The organism is Noviluteimonas lactosilytica (assembly GCF_020866925.1).
Taxonomy (GTDB): Bacteria; Pseudomonadota; Gammaproteobacteria; order Xanthomonadales; family Xanthomonadaceae; genus Noviluteimonas; species Noviluteimonas lactosilytica.
The window spans coordinates 165,354-188,270 of sequence record NZ_JAJGAK010000003.1; the positions used below are offsets into that span (position 1 = coordinate 165,354).

Genomic DNA, 22,917 nt, shown 5'->3' on the forward strand with positions numbered 1-22,917 from the left:
GTCATGACACACGAAAGCAATACCGAAATCCTCGAACAACTCGGCCGCCGCTACGAGGCCGGCTTCGTCACGGACATCGAATCCGATTCGCTGCCGCCCGGCCTGTCCGAAGACGTCATCCGCTTCCTGTCCGCGAAGAAGGAAGAGCCGCAGTGGATGACCGAATGGCGCCTGGCCGCGTATCGCCACTGGCTCACGATGCCGATGCCCAACTGGGCGAAGCTCGACATCGCGCCGATCGATTTCCAGGCGATCAGCTACTACTCCGCACCGAAGGCCAAGTACGCCTCGCTCGACGAAGTGCCGCAGGAATTGCTCGACACCTACGAGAAACTCGGCGTGCCGCTGCATGAGCGCGCGAAGCTCGCCGGCGTCGCGGTCGACGCGGTGTTCGACTCGGTCTCGGTCGGCACGACGTTCCGCAAGGAACTCGCCGACAAGGGCATCATCTTCTGCTCGATGTCCGAAGCGATCCGCGAGCATCCCGAGCTCGTGAAGCAGTACCTCGGCAGCGTCGTTCCCACCGGCGACAACTATTTCGCCGCGCTCAACGCGGCGGTGTTCTCCGATGGCTCGTTCGCGTTCATCCCGAAGGGCGTGCGTTGCCCGATGGAGCTGAGCACGTACTTCCGCATCAACGCGGTCAACACCGGACAGTTCGAGCGCACGCTGATCGTCGCCGAAGACAAGAGCTACGTGTCCTACCTCGAAGGTTGCACGGCGCCGATGCGCGACGAGAACCAGTTGCACGCGGCAGTCGTCGAACTGGTCGCGCTCGAGGACGCGGAGATCAAGTACTCCACGGTGCAGAACTGGTACCCGGGCGACGAGGAAGGCCGCGGCGGCATCTACAACTTCGTGACCAAGCGCGGCGAGTGCCGCGGCGCGCGTTCGAAGATTTCGTGGACGCAGGTCGAGACCGGTTCGGCGATCACCTGGAAGTACCCGAGCTGCGTGCTGCTCGGCGACGACTCGGTCGGCGAGTTCCACTCGGTCGCGCTCACGCACCATCGCCAGCAGGCCGACACCGGCACGAAGATGATCCATGTCGGCAAGCGCACCAAGTCGAAGATCGTCAGCAAGGGCATCAGCGCCGGTCGCGGGCAGAACGCCTATCGCGGCCTGGTGAAGGTGGAACGCAGCGCGGAGGGCGCGCGCAACCACACGCAGTGCGACTCGCTGCTGATCGGCAAGAAGTGCGGCGCGCACACGTATCCGTACGTGGAAGTGAAGCACCCGACCGCCATCGTCGAACACGAAGCGACCACCTCCAAGATCAGCGACGACCAGCTCTTCTACTGCCGCAGTCGCGGCATCAGCGAAGAAGACGCGGTGTCGATGATCGTCGACGGCTTCTGCAAGAGCGTGTTCCGCGAGTTGCCGATGGAGTTCGCCGTGGAAGCCAAGAAGCTGCTCGAAGTGTCGTTGGAAGGCGCAGTCGGCTGACGCCCTGCTGCTGTTACGAATCCCGAATCCCGAATCCCCAATCCCATGCTCAAGATCGACAACCTCCACGTCCGCGTCGCGGGCCGCGACATCCTCAAGGGCCTCTCGCTCGACGTCGCCCCGGGCCAGGTGCACGCCATCATGGGTCCGAACGGCGCGGGCAAGTCCACGCTCGGCAACGTGCTCGCAGGGCGCGAGGGCTACGAGATCGTGTCGGGCTCGGTGCAGTTCGAAGGCCGCGACCTGCTGGTGCAGGAGCCCGAAGAACGCGCCGCCGAAGGCGTGTTCCTCGCGTTCCAGTATCCGGTCGAGATCCCGGGCGTGAACAACACCTATTTCCTGCGCTCGGCGCTCAACGCGCAGCGCAAGGCGCGCGGACAGGGCGAACTGGATTCGATGCAGTTCCTCAAGCTCGTGCGCGAGAAACTCGCGGTGCTGCACCTGAAGGACGAGTTGCTGCATCGCGGCGTCAACGAAGGTTTCAGCGGCGGCGAGAAGAAGCGCAACGAGATCTTCCAGCTCGCGGTGCTCGAACCGAAGCTCGCGATCCTCGACGAAACCGACTCGGGCCTCGACATCGACGCGCTGCGCCACGTCGCCGACGGCGTCAACGCGCTGCGTTCGCCCGAGCGCGCGTTCCTCGTGATCACGCACTACCAGCGCCTGCTCGACTACATCAAGCCGGACGTCGTGCACGTGCTCGCCGACGGTCGCATCGTCGAAACCGGCGGGCCGGAACTCGCGCTCGAACTCGAGCAGCACGGGTATTCGTGGATCGCCGATCGCAAGACGCCGGAGGCCGCGGCCTGATGAGCGCGTTGCTGGAATCGCTGGCGCAGGGCTTCGACGGCGACACCGCGCGCCGCGCGACGCTCGATGCGGCGCTGCGCGACGGCTTGCCGAAGCCGCGCAGCGAATCGTGGAAGTACACGTCGTTGCGTGCGCTGGAGCGACGGACGTTCGCACCCGCGACGATTGGCGCGGTCGATGCGGCGATGCTCGCTGCGATCGAAGGGCCGCGACTGGTGTTCGTGAACGGCGTGTTCGATGCGGCGCTGTCGTCGCGCGACGCATTGCCCGCGGGCGTGACGCTGGAAGCAGGTGTCGGCGCCGACGTCGAAGGCATCGTTGGTCCGGATCGCGTGTTCGCGGCGCTCAACGCGGCGCTCGCGCAAACCGGCGCAGTGGTGCGCATCGCGGCGAACGCGAAGGTCGACGCGCCGTTGCACCTCGTCTTCATCGGCGCGGCCGCGACGCAGGACCAGGCGTGGCACCTGCGGCACGCGATCGAAGTCGGCGAAGGTGCGTCGGCGCGCGTCGTCGAACACCATCTTGCGGCAGGGATGCACCAGCATCTCGCCAACAGCGTCGCGACGGTCACTATCGCGCGCGGTGCATCGCTCGCGCACCTGCGCGTGCAGGACGACGCCATGGGTGCGACGGCGTTCGCGCGCACCGACGCGTCGGTCGCCGAGGACGCGCGTTACCAGCGGCTCGACCTCGAACTCGGCGGCGCGTTGTCGCGACACGAGTTCGGTTGCCGCCTGCTCGGCAAGAACGCGGGCGTGCAAGCCGATGGCGTGCTGCTCGGCACCGGTCGGCGTCATCTCGATACGCGCCTGAACATCGACCACGTCGCCGGCGATACGCGCTGCGATCTCACGTGGCGCGGGCTCGCGACCGACCGCAGTCGCGCCGTGTTGCACGGCGGCATCCTGATCCGCGCCGGCGCCGACGGCAGCAACGCGGCGCTCTCCAGTCGCAACCTGCTGTTGAGCGATCAAGCCGAGATCGACGCGCAACCCGTGCTCGAGATCCACGCCGACGAAGTACAGGCCGCGCACGGCGCGGCGGTGGGCGGCCTCGATCCGACCGCGTTGTTCTACATGCGCTCGCGCGGCCTGCCGGAAGGCGAGGCGCACCGCATGCTGACCGCGGCGTTCTGCCGCGACGTGTTGCCCGGCCTGGACGCATCGCTGCGCCCGATCGCCGAATCCGCCCTCGACCGCGCCCTGGCCTCCCTGGAACGCACCGCATGAGCACGCTCGCACCGACCGCCGGCATCGACTGGGACCGCGTCCGCGCGGACTTCCCACTGCTGCGCCGCGAGGTGCATGGCAAGCCGCTGGTGTACTTCGATTCGGCGAACACGGGGCAGAAGCCCGCGTCGGTGATCGAGACGGTGGATGCGTTCTATCGCCGCCACAACGCGAACGTCAGCCGCGCGGTGCACGCGCTCGGCAGCGAAGCGACGGAAAGCTACGAGGCCACGCGCACGCGGCTGGCGCAACACGTCAACGTCGCGGCGAACGAACTCGTGCTCACCAGCGGCACCACGTTCGCGATCAACCTGGTTGCGTATTCGTGGGGCCTGTCGAACCTCAAGGCCGGCGACGTCGTCCTGCTCACGCGCATGGAGCACCACGCCAACATCGTGCCGTGGCAGCTCATCTGCGAGCGCACGGGCGCGAAGATCCGCGTGGCGGAACTCCATCCCGACGGCTCGCTCGACCTCGACGCGCTGCATGCGGCGATGACGCCCGACGTGAAGCTGCTCGGCGTCGCGCATGTGTCCAACGTGCTCGGCACGATCAATCCGGTCGCGGCGATCTGTCGCGAAGCGCGCAAACGCGGCATCACGACCGTCGTCGACGGCTCGCAGGCGCTGCCGCACATGACGGTCGACATCGCTGCGATCGGCTGCGACTTCTACGCCTTCACCGGCCACAAGATGTGCGGGCCGACCGGCACCGGTGCGCTGTGGGCGCGACGCGCATTGCTCGAATCGATGCCGCCGTTCCTCGGCGGCGGCGAAATGATCAAGGAAGTGCGCCTGGACGAAGCGACGATCTTCAACGATCCGCCCCATCGCTTCGAAGCGGGCACGCCGAACATCGCCGGCCACATCGGCCTCGGCGCGGCGGTCGCTTATCTCGACGGCATCGGCATGGACGCGATCGCCGCGCGCGAAGCGGAGTTGCTTGCGCACCTGACCGAAGAGATGCAGTCGGTCGACGGCCTGCGCATCATCGGCACCGCGGCGAAGAAGGCCGCCGTCGTCTCGTTCCTGGTCGAAGGCGCGCATGCGCACGACCTGGCGACGCTGCTCGACCTGGAAGGCGTCGCCGTGCGTTCGGGCCACCATTGCGCGCACCCTTTGATGAAGTTCTTCGGCGTGCCCGCGACCTGTCGCGCGTCGCTGGCCTTCTACAACACCCACGACGAGATCGAGGCCTTCATCGCTGCCCTGCACAAGGTGCGGCGCCTGCTCGGCTAGACTGGCGCCCGGGCCATCCCGTTGCCCGAAGGGGACCGGAAGTGAGCGAAGACCAGGTCGCGCTCCTGCGCGAGATCCGCGACAACCAGCGCGAAGCGCTCGCGATGCAACGCGAGGCGCTGGCCACGCAGCGCGAACAGTCGACGGCCTACAAAACGCACATCGAGCGCTGGACGCGCCTGACGCGGCTGATCACCCGCCTGCTCATCCCGCTCCTCCTGCTTGCGATGCTCGCGATCGCGTGGCCGTATTTTCGTTATCTGTGGTGGTGGATCTCCCAATGAGCGACCTGCAGTTCCGCGCGGCGAGCATCGACGATCTGGACGCATTGGTCGCGCTGGTCACTTCCGCATACCGCGGCGACGCCAGTCGCGTGGGCTGGACCACCGAGGCGGATTTCCTCGACGGCAACCGCATCGATCGCGACGTGCTCGCCAACGACATCGTGCGTGAGCACAGTCGCGTGGTGATCGCCGAACGCGGCGGCGCGATGCTCGCCTGCGCGCACGTGTGCGAGGACGACGGCGCCGGCTACTTCGGCATGTTCTCGGTCGAGCCGACGCTGCAGGGTGGAGGCGTCGGCAAGGCGCTGCTGGCGGAATCCGAACGCGTCGTTCGCGAAGAATGGCGACTGCCCGCGATGCGCATGACGGTGATCGACATCCGCGACGAGCTCATCGCGTTCTACGAACGCCGCGGTTACGTGCGCACCGGCATCAAGAAACCCTTCCCCTACGGCGACGCGCGCTTCGGCATTCCGCTGCGCGACGACCTGCGTTTCGAAGTGCTGGAGAAAGCGTTGTGAGCGACTGGGTCCGCGTGTGCGCCACATCGGAACTGCTGCCGGGCGAATCGAAGGTCGCGTGGGACGGCGACACCGCCATCGTCGTCTTCAATTACGACGGCGACTTCTACGCGCTCGAGGATCGCTGCACGCACGAAGACTTCGAACTCTCGGCTGGTCCGTTCGACGCCGAGGAAGCGACGATCGAATGCGTGCTGCATGGCTCGAAGTTCGACGTGCGCGACGGCCGCGCCCTCAATCCGCCGGCCTACGTGCCTGTGCGCAAGTTCCCGACCAAGGTGGAAGACGGGGCGGTCTGGACCCGCGACGACAGCTGATCGGAACACCCGTTCGGGTGGCCGCAGGCCGACCCAGTTACGAACCGTTTGTGTTTGCGAACCGTTCTCAATAAGATGGCGCCCGCCGCGGCACCCCCGTGCCGTACAGACAATCTTTGAGGACGTCATGCCCCACGCCGCTTTCCGTGCGACGCCGCTCGCGCTCGCGCTTGCCACCGCCATCGCCTCCCCCGCGGCCTTCGCCGCGGACGAGCCGGCGCTGCCGAAGAAGACGACCGACCTGGACAAGGTCGAAGTCGTCGGCAAGTACGAGGAGAAGCCCTCGTCGGTGAAGTACACCGAGCAGCTGCGCGACACGCCGCAGACCATCACCGTGATCAACCGCGAAGTGATGGAAGAACAGAACCTGCTCGGCCTGCGCGATGCGCTGCAGACGCTGCCGGGCATCACCTTCGGTGCGGGCGAAGGCGGCGGCGGTTACGGCGACAGCATCACGCTGCGCGGCTTCAACGCCAGCAGCGACATCACGACCGACGGCGTGCGCGACAGCGCGCAGTACTCGCGCACCGACACGTTCAACCTCAATGCGATCGAGTTGATCAACGGCGCGAACTCGGTGTTCTCGGGCGCCGGGTCCGTCGGCGGCAACATCAATCTCGTGAGCAAGGTCGCGGGCACGGGCGATTTCACGACGATGACGCTCGGCGCGGGCACCGACGCCTACGGCCGCGCGACGATCGACACCAACCACGACTTCGGCAACGGCACCGCGGTGCGCATCAACGCGATGGCGCACCAGAACGACGCGCCGGGCCGCGATGTCGAATCCTTCGAACGCTGGGGCATCGCCCCGTCGGTGGCCTTCGGCCTCGGCACGCCGCTGCGCGTGACCATGAGCTACTTCCACCAGACCGACAACAACATCCCGCAGTACGGCGTGCCGTACTACAGCGAGTACGGCGGTCCGCTGCCGGGCGTGCGGACCTCGAACTACTACGGGTATTCGAATGTCGACTCGCAGGACATCGACACCGACATGCTCACGGGCACCGTCGAGTACGACGTCAACGAGAACACGATGCTGCGCAGCATCGCGCGCTTCCAGCAGGTCGACCAGTACAGCGTGGCGAGCGCGCCGCAGGGCACGTGGTGCCTGTTCGGTCCGCCGAACGGCGAGAACGCGTCGCCCACGCTGACGGATTGCATCGCCGGCCAGCAGCCCGGCACGTTCCTTCCCGGCCAGCCGGGCGGTCCGCGCGGCTTCGTCCGCGACACGCGCAACAGCATCGCGATCAGCCAGACCGACCTGACCACGCGCTTCGACACGGGCAGCGTCGAACATGCGCTCGTCGCCGGCGTGTCGTTCTCCGAGGAGGACTTCGACCTCGACACCGGCAACCTGCTACGCAACGCCGATGGCACGACGTTCGCCCCCAACGGCACCACGGTCGTGCTGCCGCCGATGGACATCGCCAATCCGGACCACGTCTACACCGGCGCGCGCAATTACATCCGCACCAACTTCACGACGGGCAGCCTGTCCAACCAGGCGTTCTACGTGTTCGACACGCTGACGTTCACGCCGCAGTGGATGGTCAACGTCGGCGCGCGCTGGGAACGCAACGAAGGCGATTCGGTGATCGAAACCTTCGACATCAATCCCGAGGGCGGCGTCGGCGGTTCGACCGGCGTGACGACGTTCAAGAACGAAGACAACCTGTTCTCGTATCGCGCGAGCGTGCTGTTCAAGCCCGTGGAAGCCGGCACGATCTACCTGTCGTACTCCGACAGCAACACGCCGTCGAAGTCGTCGGTCAACGGCGCCTGCACCGCGCAGACGTGCAACGTCGACCCGGAAACGGCGGTCAACATCGAACTCGGCACGAAGTGGGACCTCGCGCCGGGGCTCGCGCTCAACGCTGCGTTGTTCCGCAACGATCGCCAGAACTTCAAGGTCGCCGATCCCGGCAACCCCGCGAACCCGAGCGGCGAGCAGCAGCTCGATGGCGAAGCGCGCGTGGACGGCGTGTCGCTCGGCCTCGCTGGCCAGCTGACCCACGACTGGGCGGTGTTCGCCAACGTCACGTGGCTGGAGAGCGAAGTGCTGCAGGGCGTGTCCGATTACGTTGCGAGCCAGAGCGGCGACCCGTTCAAGGGCCTGCCGATCAGCGGTACGCCCGAACGCTCGGGTAGCATCTGGACCACGTACGACCTGGAGCGCTGGACGTTCGGCTACGGCGTGACGTACCAGAGCGACTACCTGTATTACGGCAACAACGCGACCAACCTGAACCTGGGCACGATCAAGGGCTTCACCACCCACCGCGCGATGGTGTCGTTCGCGGTGAACGACCAGCTCTCGTTCCAGCTCAACGCCAACAACCTGTTCGACAAGGAGTACTACACCCGCGCACGCAACAACGGGTGGGCCACGCCTGGCGACGCCCAATCGTTCGTGCTGACGGCGACGTACGCCTTCTGATCGAAGGACCACCGGAGGTCCCGATGCTGCTGCAGATCCCGCAAGTGCTGACACCCGAGCAGGTCGCGCATTGCCGCGACCGGCTCGCGACGGCCGCGTGGGGCGACGGCCGCGTCACCGCCGGGTACCAGTCGGGCAAGGCCAAGGACAACGCGCAGCTGCCGGAGAACGATCCGGTGGCGCGCGAACTCGGCGCGCTCGTGCTCGATGCGCTGTCGCGCAACGCGACGTTCTTTTCCGCCGCGTTGCCGCAACGGATCTACCCGCCGCTGTTCAATCGCTACGGCGGCGGGCAGTCCTTCGGCTTCCACGTCGACAACGCGATCCGCTACGACCGCAGCCGCGGTGGCGCGGACGCCATGCGCACCGATCTGTCGGCGACGCTGTTCCTCGCCTCGCCCGACGAATACGACGGCGGTGAACTCGTCATCGAAGACACCTACGGCATGCAGCGCGTGAAGCTGCAGGCCGGCGACCTGGTCCTCTACCCCGGCACGAGCCTGCACCAGGTCACCCCGGTCACGCGCGGCGAACGCATCGCGTCGTTCTTCTGGATCCAGAGCCTGCTGCGCGAGGATGCGCAGCGCCGGCTGATGTTCGAACTCGATGTTTCGATCCGCCGCCTCACGCAGGACGTGCCGGATCATCCGTCGCTGGTGCAACTCACCGGCGTGTACCACAACCTCCTGCGTCGCTGGTCCGATACCTGATACGCATCGACAACAAAGACAACGCCATGAACGTCGCCACCGCCACCGCAACGCCCGTCCGCCGCAGCAACACCACGTACCGCTGGATCCGCCAGTTCCATTTGTGGATCGGCGCCTGGGGCGCGCTCGCCGCGGTGATCTACGGCTTCACCGGCCTGGTGATGAACCATCGCTTCGGCGACGGCGCATGGCCGCAGGGCGAGAACAAGGAACTCGCGCGCACGGAATTGCAGATTCCCGCCGATGCGCAGTCATCGCCCGAAGCGCTCTCGCTGTGGCTGCAGTCGACGCAGGGCCTCGATGCACAAGTGATCCGCAAGGGTCCCCCGGGTGGCGGCAAGGACGCTGCCAAGGATGGCGCGAAGGGCGAAGCGAAGGCCGGCCCGCCGCCGAAGTGGACGCTCTCAGGCGGCACCGCGACCTCCGCATGGTCGATGGAATACACGCCGGGCAACGCGACCGCCGAGGTCAAGCACACCGAGCACGACACGCTGTCCGCGTTCAATCGCCTGCACAAGGGCGTCGGCGGCGGCATCGGGTGGACGATCCTCGCCGACAGCTTCGCCATCGGCATGCTGCTGCTCGGCCTGTCGGGCATCTGGATGTGGGCGCGCGGCCGCAGTGCGAAGGACGTGGTGGTCAGCGTGCTGAGCGTGTCGGTCGTGGTGATGCTGGTCGTGCTGGTGCCCGCGTTGTTCTGACGCTCAGCGCGGCCGCAGCTGCGCGAGCAGCACTTCCCCGCCACCGTCGAGCACATGCCGCAGGCGCGCATCGCCTGCGTGCAGCAATGCGGTGTCGCCTTGCGCGAGGCCCGGCAAGCCCGAGTCGTCCGCGAAGCGCGCCTGCCCCGCGAGCAGATGCACGGCCCAGGTCGTGCCCGGGTCGGCAAAGATCACCATGGGTCCCACCAACGGTCGATGCCAGAGTTGCGCATCGATCGCGTCGCGCCGCCACATCAGGTTGAAGTCCTGCGTCGCGCCGTCGATGAGCTCGCCGTGCACGCCGGCTTCTCCCGCGAAGCGCAGGCGACCGTGCGGCGGTTGCAGGTCGTGCACGTTGCCGTCGTCGAAGCGCAGGCGCACGCCGTTGCCCGACAGCAACACGATCTCGCGATCGATGCCTTCGAAGCGCGAGAACGGCGCGTCCTGTTCGATCTCCGCGATCGACAGGCGCCACGCCCACTCGCCGGCCGGTTCCGATGCGATCTCGCGCGTCCACCCTGCGCCGTTGCGCCAGCGCTCGCGGCGGTATTCGTTGGCGGGCACGACACGGGAACGGGCATTCGACATGCGCGCAGCCTACCGAACCCGCGGACGCGAGGGGAACCGAAGGGCCGGCGCGGGGGCAATCCCTTGCCTCCCGTGCCTGCATGGCGCCCCGCCCAACGGCCGCACGGCCGCCGGGGCGCCACCTTCGAACGCGTGCGTCAGGGCGCGGAAGCCCCCGACGCCGATTTGGCGCCTGCCTTCGCACCGCCGCCGAGCTGGATGCGGTCGCGGTTCTTCTCGACCGTCTTGAGGCCGATACCCTTCACCTTCGCGAGCTGCTCCAGGCTCTTGTACGGCCCGTTGGCCTCGCGGTGGGCGACGATGGCTTCGGCCTTGGAGGGGCCGATGTTCACCAGGACGCGGTCGATGGTCTGCGCGTCGGCGGTGTTGATGTCCACGGTGTCCGCGGCGAGCGCGGACCCGGCGAACAAGGCGGCGAGCACCATCGATTGCAATGCGATGGCGGTGGTCTTCACGAGCGGATGCATGGGTCTCTCCCTGACGTTGGCCCGCGCCTGGCGCGCGGGGGATGGGTCTTGCCCGGCGCCTGATGCGGCGGACAGGTGCAGTCTCCCGGTCCGCGCACCCCGCCCCCATCGGGCGATCCCCCGTCGTCGTGTCGTCCTTTGCACCGCCCGCGTGTAGGGAATGTCTGATGCCCACGTACCCCCCGCGCTAGAATTGCGTCCTTTCTCCCCCCGGATATCGCACGCATGGACCGTTCCCTCGACGCCTCCGCCCTCGAGCGCTACGTCGACGGCAAGTGGGACGACGACATCGTTCCGCGCCTCGTCGAATACATCGCCATCCCCAACAAGTCGCCGATGTTCGACGCCGACTGGGTCCAGCACGGCTACATGGACCAGGCCGTTACGCTGATGGAGACCTGGGCGAAGGCGCAGACGATCCCCGGCATGCAGGTCGAGGTCGTGCGCCTGCAGAACCGCACGCCGCTGATCTTCCTCGAGATCCCCGCGGCCAACGGCGGCAGCGACGACGATTGCGTGCTGCTCTACGGCCACCTCGACAAGCAGCCCGAGATGACCGGCTGGGATGAGGACCTCGGCCCGTGGAAGCCGGTGATCAAGGGCGATCGCCTGTACGGCCGCGGCGGCGCGGACGACGGCTACGCGATCTTCGGTTCGCTCGCCGCGATCCTCGCGCTGCAGGAACAGAAGCTCCCGCACGCGCGCTGCGTCATCCTGATCGAAGCCTGCGAGGAATCCGGCAGCTACGACCTGCCCGCGTACGTCGACCACCTCGCCGATCGCATCGGCAAGCCGTCGCTCGTCGTGTGCCTCGACTCCGGCTGCGCGAACTACGACCAGCTGTGGTGCACGACGTCGCTGCGCGGCCTCGCTGGCGGCAACCTCACGGTGAAGGTGCTGAGCGAAGGCGTGCATTCGGGCGACGCGAGCGGCATCGTGCCCTCGAGCTTCCGCATCCTGCGCGACCTGCTCTCGCGCATCGAAGACGAAGACACCGGCAAGATCCTGCTCGAAGGCCTGCACGCGCAGATCCCGGAAGAACGCCTCGCGCAGGCGAAGGAAGCGGCGAAAGTCGTCGGCACCGCGGTGTACGACAAGTTCCCGTTCCTGCCGGGCGAGAAGCCGATGGCCGAAGATCTGTCGGAACTCGTGCTCAACCGCACCTGGCGCCCCGCGCTGTCGGTCACCGGCGTCGACGGCATGCCGCCGCTTTCGTCGGCGGGCAACGTGCTGCGTCCCTTCACCGCGGTGAAGCTCTCGCTGCGCCTGCCGCCCACGCTCGAAGGCAAGCGCGCGGGCGACCTGCTCAAGAAGACGCTCGAAGAAAATCCGCCCTACGGCGCGCAGGTCTCGCTCGACCTCGAAAAGGCGTCGACCGGCTGGAACGCGCCCGCGATGTCGCCGTGGCTGACCGCCGCGATCGACGAAGCGAGCCGCGAATTCTTCGGCCAGCCGGCGATGTACATGGGCGAAGGCGGCACGATCCCCTTCATGGGCATGCTCGGCGAGAAGTACCCCGGCGCACAGTTCATGATCACCGGCGTGCTCGGCCCGCATTCGAACGCGCACGGCCCGAATGAATTCCTGCACATCCCGATGGGCAAGCGCGTCACCTCGTGCGTCGCACGCGTGATCGCCCGCCACCACGAGGCGAGCCAGCGCGGCGAAACCACCGGTGTCGCGGCGGTCGCCGGCGGCGAGCAGCACGGGTCGCACGGCTGCTGCTAGCGAGCCGACGCGTTGACGTGCTGCCCTATCGGCAGCACGTGCGTCGGTGAGCCCCGCCAGCTTTGCTGGCGGGCGCTTTTGCATGCTGCACCGCACACGTCGCTAGCATCCACCTCGGCGCGATCCCGCGCCCCGAGGAGGGACACCATGTTCGACGGCATCCTGATGTATGTCATTGGCGGTGCGGTGATCGGCATCCTGGCGCGCTTCTTCAAGCCCGGCGCCGACCCGGTCGGCTGGATCATGACGATCGTGCTTGGCGCCGCAGGCGCGGCGATCGGGGGATACGTCGCAGGGATGCTGCAGGTGTCGAATCGCGCGCTCGTCTGGGCGATCGCGATCGTCGCCGCGATCGTGTTGCTGTTCCTGTGGGAAGCGGTGCGCGGGAAGAAGGCGCGCCCGGCCTGACGTCGGGGCCAGGAGCAAAAACAGGGGTCAGAGCACTATTTCCCGTCGGGAAATAGTGCTCTGACCCCTGTTTTCATTCGCCCAGCAGGCGACGCACCACGCGCTCGGCCAGGGCTTCCGGCGATTCCATCGCGGTATCGAGCCGCATTTCCGGCGCTTCCGGCGCTTCGTACGGCGAATCGATGCCGGTGAAGTGCGGCAACTCGCCGCGTCGCGCCTTCGCGTACAACCCCTTCACATCGCGCTGTTCGGCGACGGCCAGCGGCGTGTCGACGAAGGCCTCGATGAACTCGCCTTCGCCGAACAACGCGCGCGCCGCGCGACGTTCGGTGCGGAACGGCGAGATGAAGCTGACCAGCACGATCAATCCCGCATCCGTCATCAGCTTCGCGACTTCAGCGACGCGGCGCAGGTTTTCCACGCGGTCTTCGTCGGTGAAGCCGAGGTCGCGGTTGAGACCGTGGCGCACGTTGTCGCCGTCGAGCACGAACGCGTGCTTGCCCAACGCATGCAGGCGCTTGTCGACCAGGTTGGCGATCGTCGACTTGCCCGATCCCGACAGGCCGGTGAACCACACGCAGCGCGGCGATTGCCCGAGGCTTCGTGCGCGCGTCGACTTGTCGACGTCGATGTGCTGCCAATGCAGGTTGCCCGCGCGACGCAACGCGAAATCGAGCGTGCCCGCCGCGACGGTCGCGTTGTCGATGCGGTCGATCAGGATGAACCCACCCAGGGCGCGATTGCGCGCATACGGCTCGAACGCGATCGCCTGGTCGAGCGCGATGTTGCAATAGCCGACTTCGTTGAGCGCGAGGTGCGTGGCCGCGAGCGGCGCCTGCGTGTCGATGTCGACCTTGTGCTTGAGCGCGCTCACCGTCGCGCCGACCGTGCGCGTGCCGAGCTTGAGCCAGTACGAACGACCGGGCAGCAACTGCCCGTCGCCCATCCACAACACGTGCGCGGCGAACTGGTCGGCGACTTCCGGCGCGTCCTCCGCGCTCGCGATCACGTCGCCGCGGCTGACGTCGATCTCGTCCTCGAGCACCAGCATCGCGGCCTGTCCCGCGACCGCGGCATCGACTTCGCCCTCCGGCCCGAGCACGCGCGCGATGCGCGAGCGGCGGCCCGACGGCAACACGACCACCGCATCGCCGGGCTTCGCGCGACCCGCGACCAGCGTGCCCGCGTACCCGCGGAAATCGCGTTCCGCATCGCGGCGATCGGGGCGCTGCACCCACTGCACCGGAAGTCGGAAGCCACCCTCCGCATGCGGACGTTCGATCTGCACGTTGTCGAGATATTCGAGCAACGATGGACCGTCGTACCACGGCGTCGCCTCGCCGCGATGCACGAGGTTCTCGCCCTTCAGCGCCGACATCGGGACGCACTGCACGTGCGCGATGCCGAGCGCATGCGCGAGCTCGGTGTACTCGTCCGCGATCGCGTCGAACACAGGCTGCTCGTAACCGACGAGGTCCATCTTGTTCACCGCGAGCACGACGTGGCGGATGCCGAGCAGCGCCGCGATGTACGTGTGCCGACGCGTCTGCACGAGCAATCCCTTGCGCGCGTCGACCAGCACCACCGCGAGTTCCGCGGTCGACGCACCGGTCGCCATGTTGCGCGTGTACTGCTCGTGGCCCGGGCAGTCGGCGACGATGTACTTGCGGTGTTCGGTATCGAAGAAGCGGTACGCGACGTCGATGGTGATGCCCTGCTCGCGCTCGGCGGCAAGGCCGTCGAGCAGCAGCGCGTAGTCGATGCTCTCGCCCTGCGTGCCGTGGCGCCGACTGTCGGCAGCAAGCGCGGCCAGCTGATCGTCGAACAGACGCTTGCTGTCGTACAGCAGGCGGCCGATCAGCGTGCTCTTGCCGTCGTCGACGCTGCCGCAGGTGATGAAGCGCAGCAGGTCCTTGTGTTCGTGCTTGCGGAGTGCTTCGGCGATGTTCGCTTCGACATTCATCAGAAGTACCCCTCCTGCTTCTTCTTCTCCATCGATGCCGTCGGATCGTGGTCGATCACGCGCCCCTGGCGCTCCGACGTCGTGGCGACGAGCATCTCGGCGATGATCTTCTCGAGCGTGTCCGCGTCCGATTCGATCGCACCGGTCAACGGATAGCATCCGAGCGTGCGGAAGCGCACGCGGCGCATCGCGGGCGTCTCGCCCGCGCGCAACGGCAGGCGCTCGTCGTCGACCATCAGCAGCGCGCCGTCGCGTTCCACCACCGGGCGCTCCTTCGCGAAGTAGAGCGACGGCACCGGGATGTTCTCGCGGAAGATGTACAGCCACACGTCGAGCTCGGTCCAGTTCGACAGCGGAAACACGCGCACGCTCTCGCCCGGCTGGATGCGCGTGTTGTACAGGTCCCACAGCTCGGGACGCTGGTGCTTCGGATCCCAGCGGTGTTGCGCATTGCGGAACGAGAACACGCGTTCCTTCGCGCGCGACTTCTCCTCGTCGCGCCGCGCGCCGCCGATCGCCGCGTCGAATCCGTACTGGTCGAGCGCCTGCTTCAGCGCCTGCGTCTTCATCACGTCGGTGTGCACGGTCGCGCCGTGCGACACCGGTCCGATGCCGCGCGCGATGCCGTCGGGATTGGTGTGCACGCGCAACTCGACGCCGGTTTCCGCCGCGCGACGATCGCGGAACTCGATCATCTCGCGGAACTTCCAACCGGTGTCGACATGCAGCAGCGGAATCGGCGGCCGCCCCGGCGCGAACGCTTTCATCAACAGGTGCAGCAACACCGAGCTGTCCTTGCCGATCGAATACAGCAGCACCGGATTGCGGAAGTTCGCCGCCACCTCGCGCAGGATGTAGAGGCTCTCCGCCTCCAGGCGATCGAGATGGCTGGGTTGCATGGAACGCGCGCACCGGGCTGGGAAACGCCCGAATCTTAGCGCGGGAAACTCAAGACCAGACCGTCAGGTACAGCGTCCGCAGGCTCAGGCCCACCACGAGCAGGCCCACGACCAGCATCAGCCAGCGCGGATTGAGGTGCTTCACCAGCCACCCCCCCATCGGCGCGGCGATCACCCCCCCGACGCCGAGGGCCACGACGATCTGCCAGTGCTGCACGCCCAGCGTGAGCAGGAACACGACCGACGCGGTGAAGGTGACGAAGAATTCCACCGCGTTGACGGTGCCGACCGTACACCGCGCTTCGTTGCCGCGCGCGAGCAGGTTGGTGGTGACGATCGGGCCCCACCCGCCGCCGCCGATCGCGTCGATCAATCCGCCGAGGAAGCCGAGCGGGATCAGGTGCGAGGTCACGCGCTTCGACACGATCTCGCGGAACGCCTTGGCGAGGATCACCAGGCCGAGCAACAACAGGTAGCCGGCGATCCATGGCTTGATCGCATCGCCCGGGAGCTGCACCAGGATGTAGGCGCCGATGGCCGCACCGAGCATGCCGGGCAGCAGCAGGCGCCGGAACAATCGCTTGTCGATGTTGCCGAACGTGTGGTGCGAGATCGCCGACGCGCCGGTGGTGAAGCATTCCGCCGCGTGCACCGTCGCGCTGCTCACCGCGGGCGGCACGCCGAGCCCGAGCAGCAAGCTCGACGCCGTCGCGCCATACGCCATGCCCAGCGCGCCATCGACCAACTGTGCCGCGAAGCCCACCACGACGACGAGGAGCAAGTCGTAGTCGAGCATCGCCTCCACGTGTCAGGACGCCTGTCCCGTGCGTCCGTACACGTCTTCGTAGCGCACGATGTCGTCCTCGCCGAGGTAGGCGCCGGACTGCACTTCGATCAGTTCCAGCATCTCGCCTGCCGGATTCTCGAGGCGATGCTTCGCGCCGATCGGGATGTACGTCGATTCGTTCGCGCGCAGGTCGAACACGTCTTCGCCGCGCGTCACGCGCGCGATGCCGCGCACGACGATCCAGTGTTCGGCGCGCTTGGCGTGCGACTGCAGCGACAACGATGCGCCCGGCTTCACCTTGATGCGCTTGACCTGGAAGCCTTCGCCCGCGTCGACCGAGTCGTAGCTGCCCCACGGCCGATGCACTTCGCGATGCAACGCGACCTGCGAACGCTGCGACGCCTTGAGTTGCGCGACGACGTCCTTGACCTGCTGCACGCGATCCTTGCGCGCGACGAGCACCGCGTCGTTGGTTTCCACGACGACCAGGTCGTCCACGCCGACCAGCGCGACCAGGCGCCGCGCGTACGCGTAAGAGTTGCGGCTGTCGACGGCGATCACGTCGCCGTGGTGCGCGTTGCCCTGCGCATCGCGCGTCGTCACGTCCCACAACGCCGACCACGAGCCGACGTCGTTCCAGCCGATGTCGACGGGCAGGACCATGGCGGCGTCGGTGCGTTCCATCACCGCATAGTCGATGGAGTCCGAGGGACAGGCCGTGAAGGCGGCCGGGTCCAGGCGCACGAAGTCGCCGTCGCGCTTCGCATCGTCGAAGGCCTTGCGGCACGCATCGACGATGTCGGGACGGAAGCGCTGGAGTTCGGCCAGCACGCGCGAGGCGCGGAACAGGAACATGCCGCTGTTCCAGTAATAACCGCCGGAGGCGAGATACCGTTCCGCGGTCGCGAGGTCGGGCTTTTCGACGAAGCGCATCACCGCACGCACGCCCGCGCCGGCGCCGTCGGCTTCGATGTAGCCGAAGCCGGTTTCCGGAATCGTCGGCACGATGCCGAAGGTGACGAGCGCGCCGCCTTCGGCCGCCGCGCGCGCGTCCGCGATCGCGGCATGGAACGCATCGACGTCGGCGACCACGTGGTCGGACGGCAGCACCAGCAGCAACGGATCGTTGCCCTCGGCCAGCGCCTGCATCGCCGCGACCGCGATCGCGGGCGCGGTGTTGCGGCCCGTCGGCTCCAGCAGGATGCGCGGCACGGGCGCGCCGATGAGGCGCAGTTGTTCGGCGACGAGGAAGCGGTGCGATTCGTTGGCGACCACGATGGGCGGTGCGCCCGCGAGCGATGCCACGCGCAACCACGTCGCCTGCAGCATCGTGTCCTCGCCGACCAGCGGCAGGAATTGCTTGGGGTACGCCTCGCGCGACAGGGGCCAGAGCCGCGTACCCGAACCGCCCGACAACAGCACCGGCTGCAAAGGACTCATCGTCGTCTCGCCCAATTCATTGCCGGCAGTTTACCCTTCGCCCTTCCGCCCCGCTGCCGACTCGCCCATGGATTCCACGACCGTTCTGCGCGAAGACCGTCGCCTCGCATGGGCCCGGCAGGCGATGGGCGATCCCGCGCTCGGCCTGGCGCGCGCGTCGACCGACGCCGGCTTCCGCAGTTACTGGCGCACGCTCGGCGTCGAGCCGACCCGCATCGTCATGGATTCGCCGCCCGACAAGGAAGACGTGCGGCCTTGGCTGCGCATCCGCGCGATGCTCGAATCCGCCGGCGTGCGCGTGCCGCGCCTGCTCGCCGAGGACACCGAACACGGCTTCCTCGTGCTCGAAGACCTCGGCCCCGACACCTACCTGCACGTGTTGCACGCCGACAACGCCGACGCGTTGTTCGACGCCGCCGTCGACCAGCTGCTCAAGCTGCAGACGGTCGCGGTGCCCGACGATTTTCCGAAGTACGACGAAGCGCTGTTGCTGCGCGAGTTGCGCCTGTTCGACGAATGGTTCCTCGGCCGCCACCTCGCGGTGGTGCCCGACGCGCACGACGAAGCCAACCTCGAACGCGTGCATCGGCTGCTGATCGACGCTGCGTTGAAGCAACCGCAGGTGTTCGTGCATCGCGACTTCATGCCGCGCAATCTCATGCCGGCGAACGACGGCCCCGCCGTGCTCGACTTCCAGGACGCGGTGCGCGGGCCGATCGCGTACGACCCGCTGTGCCTGTTCAAGGACGCGTTCGTGAGCTGGCCGCAGGCGCGCATCGACACGTGGCTCGATCGCTACCACGCGCGTGCGAAGGACGCCGGCCTGCCGGTGCCGTCGCTCGACCAGTTCCGCCGCGACGTCGACTGGATCGGCGTGCATCGACACCTGAAGGTCATCGGCATCTTCGCGCGCCTGCACCATCGCGACGCGAAGTCGCATTACATCGAGGACGCGCCGCGCTTCTTCGCCTACCTCGACCGCGTGTTGCCGAAGTACCCGGAACTCGCGCCGCTCGCCGCGCTGATCGAACGCCACGTCAAGCCGACGCTGGTCGAATACACGCACTGGACCGACCTCACCGGCGACGAACCGTGAGGGCCCTGATCCTCGCCGCCGGCCTCGGCGAACGCATGCGGCCGCTGACGAACACGACGCCCAAGCCGCTGCTCGAAGCCGGCGGCAAGCCGCTGATCGCGTGGCACCTGGAAAAACTCGCGGCGATCGGCGTGCAGGACGTCGTGGTCAACACGAGCTGGCTCGCGCCGCGTTTCCCCGAAGTGCTGGGCGATGGCGCACGGTGGGGCCTGCGCCTGCACTACTCGTACGAAGGACCGACGCCGCTCGAAACCGGCGGCGGCATGTTCAAGGCGCTGCCGTTGCTCGGCGACGCACCGTTCCTCGCGATCAACGGCGATGTGTGGACGGATTTCGATTTCGCGAAGCTGCCGCGCGAACCGCGTGGCGTCGCGCATCTCGTGCTCGTCGACAATCCGCCGCAGCATCCGGTGGGCGACTTCGCGTTGCGCGACGACGCGCGCATCGCGAACGAGGGCGCGAACAAGCTGACGTTCGCGGGCATCGGCGTGTATCGCGCGTCGCTGTTCGACGACTGGCGCACGATCATCGGCGACACACCGGGCGCGCACGAAGATCCGCCGCGCTTCCGCACGCCGCCGTTGCTGATCGCCGCAATGGAACGCGGGATGGTCGACGGCACGCATCACGCGGGGCGCTGGACGGATGTCGGGACGCCGGAGCGGTTGGCGGAGTTGGATGGGGTGTTGAAGCGCTAGAGCAGGGACGGGAAACGGGAAACGGGAAACGGGATAGAACGGTCGGCGTGGCCGTGGCTTGCGCGAGCCGAAGATCGCGGCGCGATAACGGGTCTTCGGCCGACGGACGTCACGGGGCCGACGCTCCAACATCTCCCGTTTCCCGCTCTTCGTTTCCCGTTTCCCGCTTCTAGTTCTCCCCCAGCGCCTCGCGCAAAAACGGCACCGTCACCTTCCGCTGCGCCGCCAACGACGCGCGATCCAGCACGTCGAGCAGTCCGGTCAGCGTCGCGAGATCGCGCCCGCGACGACGCAACAACCAATCGATCGCCGCATCCTCGAGCACGAGGCCGCGACGCTGCGCGCGTTCGCGCAACACTTCGCGGCGTGCGTCGTCGTCGAGCGGCGAAAGCACCACGCGCGCGCATTGCGACAGGCGCGAACGCAGGTCGGGCAGCGACAACGGGAGAGCGTCGGGCGCGACGCTCGCCGAATACAACACGCCACTGCCGGATTGGCGCGCGCGATTGTGGAAGTCGAACAGCGCGACTTCGTCGTCGCGATTCCCCGCGATCGCATCGAGTCCGTCGAGCGCGACGAGCGCCAGGCCGTCGAACGCATCGAGTGCATCGCGCAACCGCCCCGCGGCGCTCTTCAACGGGAGATACGCGGCGCTGCATCCTTCCGCCTCCGCCGCGGCGCAAGTCGCGAGCAGCAGGTGCGTCTTGCCGACGCCCGCGGGCCCGGCGACATACACCCAATCCGCGCCCCGCGCCTGTGCGAGCGCACGCAATTGCGCGAGCGCGCCGGGCGGCGCGGCGACGAAGGTGTCGAGGCGCTGGTCCGGCGGATAACGCAGGGCCAGCGGCAGCTGCGGTGCGGGCATGGGGTCAGGCGCGGGGGTCAGACATGATCGTCGTCGGGCGACGGCGGTCGATCGATGCCGGCGTCGACGTATTCGTCGAGGTCGATGCCCGGTCGCTCGCCGGCGTACAGGCGACTGTGCGTGTAACGCTCGTGCGCGTAGCGCAGCAGCACGTTCGCCACCGCCGCGACCGGCAGCGCGAGCAGCACGCCGAGGAAACCGAACAGTTGTCCGCCGGCCATGATCGCGAAGATCACCGCCACAGGATGCAGGCCGATCTTGTCGCCGACCAGGCGCGGCGTCAGGAAATAACTTTCGATCACCTGGCCGAGGCCGAACACGCCGAGCACCATCGCCACGTGCACCCAGTCGCCGTACTGCACGAGCGCGGCGATCACGCCGAGCACCATGCCGATCGCCGGGCCGAGATACGGCACGAAGCTCACGAGGCCGGCGATGAAACCGATCAGCAGGCCGAGATCCAGGCCCACCGCGTACAACCCGATCGCATACAGCACGCCGAGCACGAGCATCACGCTGAACTGCCCGCGCAGGAAGGCGCCGAGCACCTGGTCGGATTCCTTCGCCAGGCGCGTGACCGTGTCGATGTGATCGCGCGGCACGAGCGCGGCGACGCGTTCCTTCAGCACGTCCCAGTCGCGCAGGAAGTAGAACGTGAGGAACGGCACGAGCACGATGTTCGCGAACATCGCGAGCAGCGCGAAGCCCGACGCGGAGATGTAACCGAGCACCGTCGCCGCGATGCCGCCGGCGCGTTCCCAGTGTTCCTGCACGAGCTGGAAGATGCGGTCCGGATCGAGCCACGTCAGCAGATCGAGGCCGGTGCGCCGCTGGATCCACGGCAGCACGGTGCCGACGAACCAGTCGCGGTACGTCGGCAGCGTTTCGATCAGCGTGATGATCTGGCGTTCGATCAGCGGCAGCAGCAGCAACAGCGACATCAGCAGCACGAACGCCATCGTGCTGAAGACCAGCACGACCGCGGTCTGCCGCGACCAGCCGCGACGCTGCAGGCGATCGACCGTCGGGTCGCCGAGCCAGCCGAGCATCGCCGCGAACACGAACGGCGTGAGGATCGGCGCGAGCAACCAGATCAGCAGCGCGGCGATCGCGATGATCACCGCCCATTGCATGCGGCGTGCGAGCGGGGACAGGAGGGTGTCCATCAGCGCAGGTGCAGGACCGGGGTGTCTTCTTCGGCGAGCAGCACGTCGCCGCGCGCGATCGTGCTCTTCAACCCCGGCATGCCGGTGAGCAGGTCGAGTTCGAGGACGAGGCCGTCGGGCGCCGCGCGCACGGGGACCATGCCGCGGATGACGGGGAGTCCCTGCAGGTAGGACATCAGGCGCAGGTAATCCTCGTTGCTGCGGATGCCGTCGATCTGCACCGTGTAGCGGCCGGGTTCGCCGGCGGCGGTGCTGCGCTTGGCGTACTTCTTCGACAGCGCATCGGCGCCGCCGTCGGCGCCGGTCGCCATCGCGCGACGTGCGTCGGGCTGCGTCGCGGTCCACGTCGACAGCACCTTGCCGGTATCGACGAACGTCCATTCGGCGGTCCACCCGCCTTCGGGCGCGCGGTAGAGCTTCCCGATCAGTTGCATCGGCGGGCTGTAGCGCGAGGACAGGCGCGCGATGGCGGCGGTGTCGCCACGCCAGATGGCGCCGACCGCGGCCTGCTCCGCGGCGCTGCCGGAGGGCAGGCCGAGGCGATAACCGCGTTCGAGCGCACGGTCGAGCACCGCGCGCGCCGCGTTCGTCTGCGCGAGCGCGACCAGCCGCGGACCGCGGCCGTCGTCGATCGCGAGCCACAACACCGGCTTGGGTCGCGGCTCGGGCCAGACCGGCAGGCCGAGGGTGGCGGCCAGGCCGTCGATCTGTTCGGGCTCGAAACGCACGATCAGCGTGGTCGTGAAGGTCGGCGCGCCGGTGGCCGAGCGGCCTTCGTCCTGGCGGTAGTCGTAGCTCTTCACGTACTCGTCGGCGCGCCGCAGTTCCTGGCCGACGCCCGGGCGGCTGGACGCGCTGCGATCGCCGGTGAGCTTGCCGAGCACCTGCGTCATGGCGCGCGCGAAACCGGCGCTGCGTTCGGCGGGGCCCTGCCCGTTGACGTTCACTTCGGCCTCGTAGAGGCCGCGCGCGCTGGCGACGTCGCCCTCCACGCGCTGTGCGAACGCCGAGCCGAGCACGAGCCAGAGAGCGGCCACGCCCGCCAACGTTTTCGCCATGCGGAATGCCCAGTGCATCGTCCATCCTTGCTGCGAGACGACGAGCATGGTGCCG

The 22,917-nt window shown here is 67.7% G+C and carries 23 protein-coding genes; 14 read left to right on the forward strand and 9 right to left on the reverse strand.

What is annotated here, in order from left to right; translation table 11 throughout:
* Window positions 1-3 precede the first annotated feature (3 nt).
* The 10 genes from sufB (at window position 4) to LK996_RS12725 (ending at window position 9,699) form a co-directional block, all read left to right on the forward strand.
* Complete coding sequence (gene sufB / locus LK996_RS12680) at window positions 4-1,446, forward strand: Fe-S cluster assembly protein SufB (protein WP_230527725.1); 1,443 nt, start codon at window positions 4-6, stop codon at window positions 1,444-1,446.
* Between the two features lie 45 nt (window positions 1,447-1,491).
* Window positions 1,492-2,256, forward strand: coding sequence for a Fe-S cluster assembly ATPase SufC (gene sufC, locus LK996_RS12685; RefSeq protein ID WP_230527726.1), 765 nt, complete (start codon window positions 1,492-1,494; stop codon window positions 2,254-2,256).
* Window positions 2,256-3,485 carry a Fe-S cluster assembly protein SufD gene (gene sufD / locus LK996_RS12690; protein WP_230527727.1) on the forward strand — a complete coding sequence of 410 codons (1,230 nt, stop codon included), beginning with the start codon at window positions 2,256-2,258 and terminating at the stop codon, window positions 3,483-3,485. The genes sufC and sufD overlap by 1 nt, the downstream gene beginning before the upstream one ends.
* Complete coding sequence (locus LK996_RS12695; RefSeq protein WP_230527728.1) at window positions 3,482-4,723, forward strand: cysteine desulfurase; 1,242 nt, start codon at window positions 3,482-3,484, stop codon at window positions 4,721-4,723. Before sufD ends, LK996_RS12695 begins: the two co-directional genes overlap by 4 nt.
* Window positions 4,724-4,764: 41 nt before the next feature.
* Window positions 4,765-5,007 (forward strand): hypothetical protein, encoded by a 243-nt coding sequence (locus LK996_RS12700; RefSeq protein WP_230527729.1) that lies wholly within the window; start codon window positions 4,765-4,767, stop codon window positions 5,005-5,007.
* Window positions 5,004-5,528: a GNAT family N-acetyltransferase gene (locus LK996_RS12705; RefSeq protein ID WP_230527730.1), complete on the forward strand. Its 525-nt coding sequence runs from the start codon at window positions 5,004-5,006 to the stop codon at window positions 5,526-5,528. The genes LK996_RS12700 and LK996_RS12705 overlap by 4 nt, the downstream gene beginning before the upstream one ends.
* Window positions 5,525-5,845, forward strand: a complete 321-nt coding sequence (locus tag LK996_RS12710; protein WP_230527731.1) for a non-heme iron oxygenase ferredoxin subunit — start codon at window positions 5,525-5,527, stop codon at window positions 5,843-5,845. Before LK996_RS12705 ends, LK996_RS12710 begins: the two co-directional genes overlap by 4 nt.
* Window positions 5,846-5,972: 127 nt before the next feature.
* Window positions 5,973-8,288, forward strand: a complete 2,316-nt coding sequence (locus LK996_RS12715) for a TonB-dependent receptor (protein WP_230527732.1) — start codon at window positions 5,973-5,975, stop codon at window positions 8,286-8,288.
* 23 nt (window positions 8,289-8,311) lie between these two features.
* Window positions 8,312-8,998, forward strand: coding sequence for a Fe2+-dependent dioxygenase (locus LK996_RS12720; RefSeq protein ID WP_230527733.1), 687 nt, complete (start codon window positions 8,312-8,314; stop codon window positions 8,996-8,998).
* Window positions 8,999-9,024: 26 nt separating this feature from the next.
* Window positions 9,025-9,699, forward strand: coding sequence for a PepSY-associated TM helix domain-containing protein (locus tag LK996_RS12725; protein WP_230527734.1), 675 nt, complete (start codon window positions 9,025-9,027; stop codon window positions 9,697-9,699).
* A gap of 3 nt (window positions 9,700-9,702) precedes the next feature.
* Here the strand turns inward: LK996_RS12725 and LK996_RS12730 are convergent, their stop codons facing one another.
* Window positions 9,703-10,287 carry a HutD/Ves family protein gene (locus LK996_RS12730; RefSeq protein WP_230527735.1) on the reverse strand — a complete coding sequence of 195 codons (585 nt, stop codon included), beginning with the start codon at window positions 10,285-10,287 and terminating at the stop codon, window positions 9,703-9,705.
* A 137-nt stretch (window positions 10,288-10,424) separates the two neighbouring features.
* A complete protein-coding gene (locus LK996_RS12735) occupies window positions 10,425-10,754 on the reverse strand; it encodes a ComEA family DNA-binding protein (protein ID WP_230527736.1) in 330 nt (109 codons plus the stop codon).
* Window positions 10,755-10,979: 225 nt separating this feature from the next.
* Here LK996_RS12735 and LK996_RS12740 point away from each other — a divergent pair, with 225 nt between their 5' ends.
* Window positions 10,980-12,482, forward strand: a complete 1,503-nt coding sequence (locus tag LK996_RS12740; RefSeq protein ID WP_230527737.1) for a M20 family metallopeptidase — start codon at window positions 10,980-10,982, stop codon at window positions 12,480-12,482.
* A gap of 147 nt (window positions 12,483-12,629) precedes the next feature.
* Window positions 12,630-12,890 carry a GlsB/YeaQ/YmgE family stress response membrane protein gene (locus tag LK996_RS12745; RefSeq protein ID WP_230527738.1) on the forward strand — a complete coding sequence of 87 codons (261 nt, stop codon included), beginning with the start codon at window positions 12,630-12,632 and terminating at the stop codon, window positions 12,888-12,890.
* Window positions 12,891-12,963: 73 nt separating this feature from the next.
* Here LK996_RS12745 and cysN read toward each other — a convergent pair whose 3' ends face one another.
* From cysN to LK996_RS12765, 4 genes are read right to left on the reverse strand one after another with little or no spacing between them, the layout of a single operon-like run.
* Window positions 12,964-14,853, reverse strand: coding sequence for a sulfate adenylyltransferase subunit CysN (gene cysN, locus LK996_RS12750; protein WP_230527739.1), 1,890 nt, complete (start codon window positions 14,851-14,853; stop codon window positions 12,964-12,966).
* Complete coding sequence (gene cysD, locus LK996_RS12755; RefSeq protein WP_230527740.1) at window positions 14,853-15,752, reverse strand: sulfate adenylyltransferase subunit CysD; 900 nt, start codon at window positions 15,750-15,752, stop codon at window positions 14,853-14,855. The genes cysN and cysD overlap by 1 nt, the downstream gene beginning before the upstream one ends.
* A 49-nt stretch (window positions 15,753-15,801) precedes the next feature.
* The gene (locus LK996_RS12760; protein ID WP_230527741.1) at window positions 15,802-16,548 is read right to left on the reverse strand and encodes a sulfite exporter TauE/SafE family protein; all 747 of its coding nucleotides are present in this window, start codon (window positions 16,546-16,548) and stop codon (window positions 15,802-15,804) included.
* Between the two features lie 12 nt (window positions 16,549-16,560).
* Window positions 16,561-17,979, reverse strand: coding sequence for a mannose-1-phosphate guanylyltransferase/mannose-6-phosphate isomerase (locus tag LK996_RS12765; RefSeq protein ID WP_230527742.1), 1,419 nt, complete (start codon window positions 17,977-17,979; stop codon window positions 16,561-16,563).
* A gap of 67 nt (window positions 17,980-18,046) precedes the next feature.
* Between LK996_RS12765 and LK996_RS12770 the strand changes: the two genes are divergently transcribed.
* Both LK996_RS12770 and murU read left to right on the forward strand, forming a co-directional pair.
* Window positions 18,047-19,075: an aminoglycoside phosphotransferase family protein gene (locus LK996_RS12770; protein ID WP_230527743.1), complete on the forward strand. Its 1,029-nt coding sequence runs from the start codon at window positions 18,047-18,049 to the stop codon at window positions 19,073-19,075.
* Window positions 19,072-19,773: an N-acetylmuramate alpha-1-phosphate uridylyltransferase MurU gene (gene murU, locus LK996_RS12775; RefSeq protein WP_230527744.1), complete on the forward strand. Its 702-nt coding sequence runs from the start codon at window positions 19,072-19,074 to the stop codon at window positions 19,771-19,773. The genes LK996_RS12770 and murU overlap by 4 nt, the downstream gene beginning before the upstream one ends.
* A 169-nt stretch (window positions 19,774-19,942) precedes the next feature.
* Here murU and hda read toward each other — a convergent pair whose 3' ends face one another.
* The 3 genes from hda to LK996_RS12790 are packed head-to-tail and all read right to left on the reverse strand — an operon-like array spanning window position 19,943 to window position 22,880.
* Entirely contained in the window at window positions 19,943-20,638 is a 696-nt protein-coding gene (hda, locus tag LK996_RS12780; RefSeq protein ID WP_230527745.1) for a DnaA regulatory inactivator Hda, read from the reverse strand.
* 17 nt (window positions 20,639-20,655) lie between these two features.
* Complete coding sequence (locus LK996_RS12785; RefSeq protein WP_230527746.1) at window positions 20,656-21,804, reverse strand: AI-2E family transporter; 1,149 nt, start codon at window positions 21,802-21,804, stop codon at window positions 20,656-20,658.
* On the reverse strand, window positions 21,804-22,880 hold the full coding sequence (locus LK996_RS12790; protein WP_425493774.1) for a DUF2066 domain-containing protein: 1,077 nt from the start codon (window positions 22,878-22,880) through the stop codon (window positions 21,804-21,806). Before LK996_RS12790 ends, LK996_RS12785 begins: the two co-directional genes overlap by 1 nt.
* Window positions 22,881-22,917: the final 37 nt, after the last annotated feature.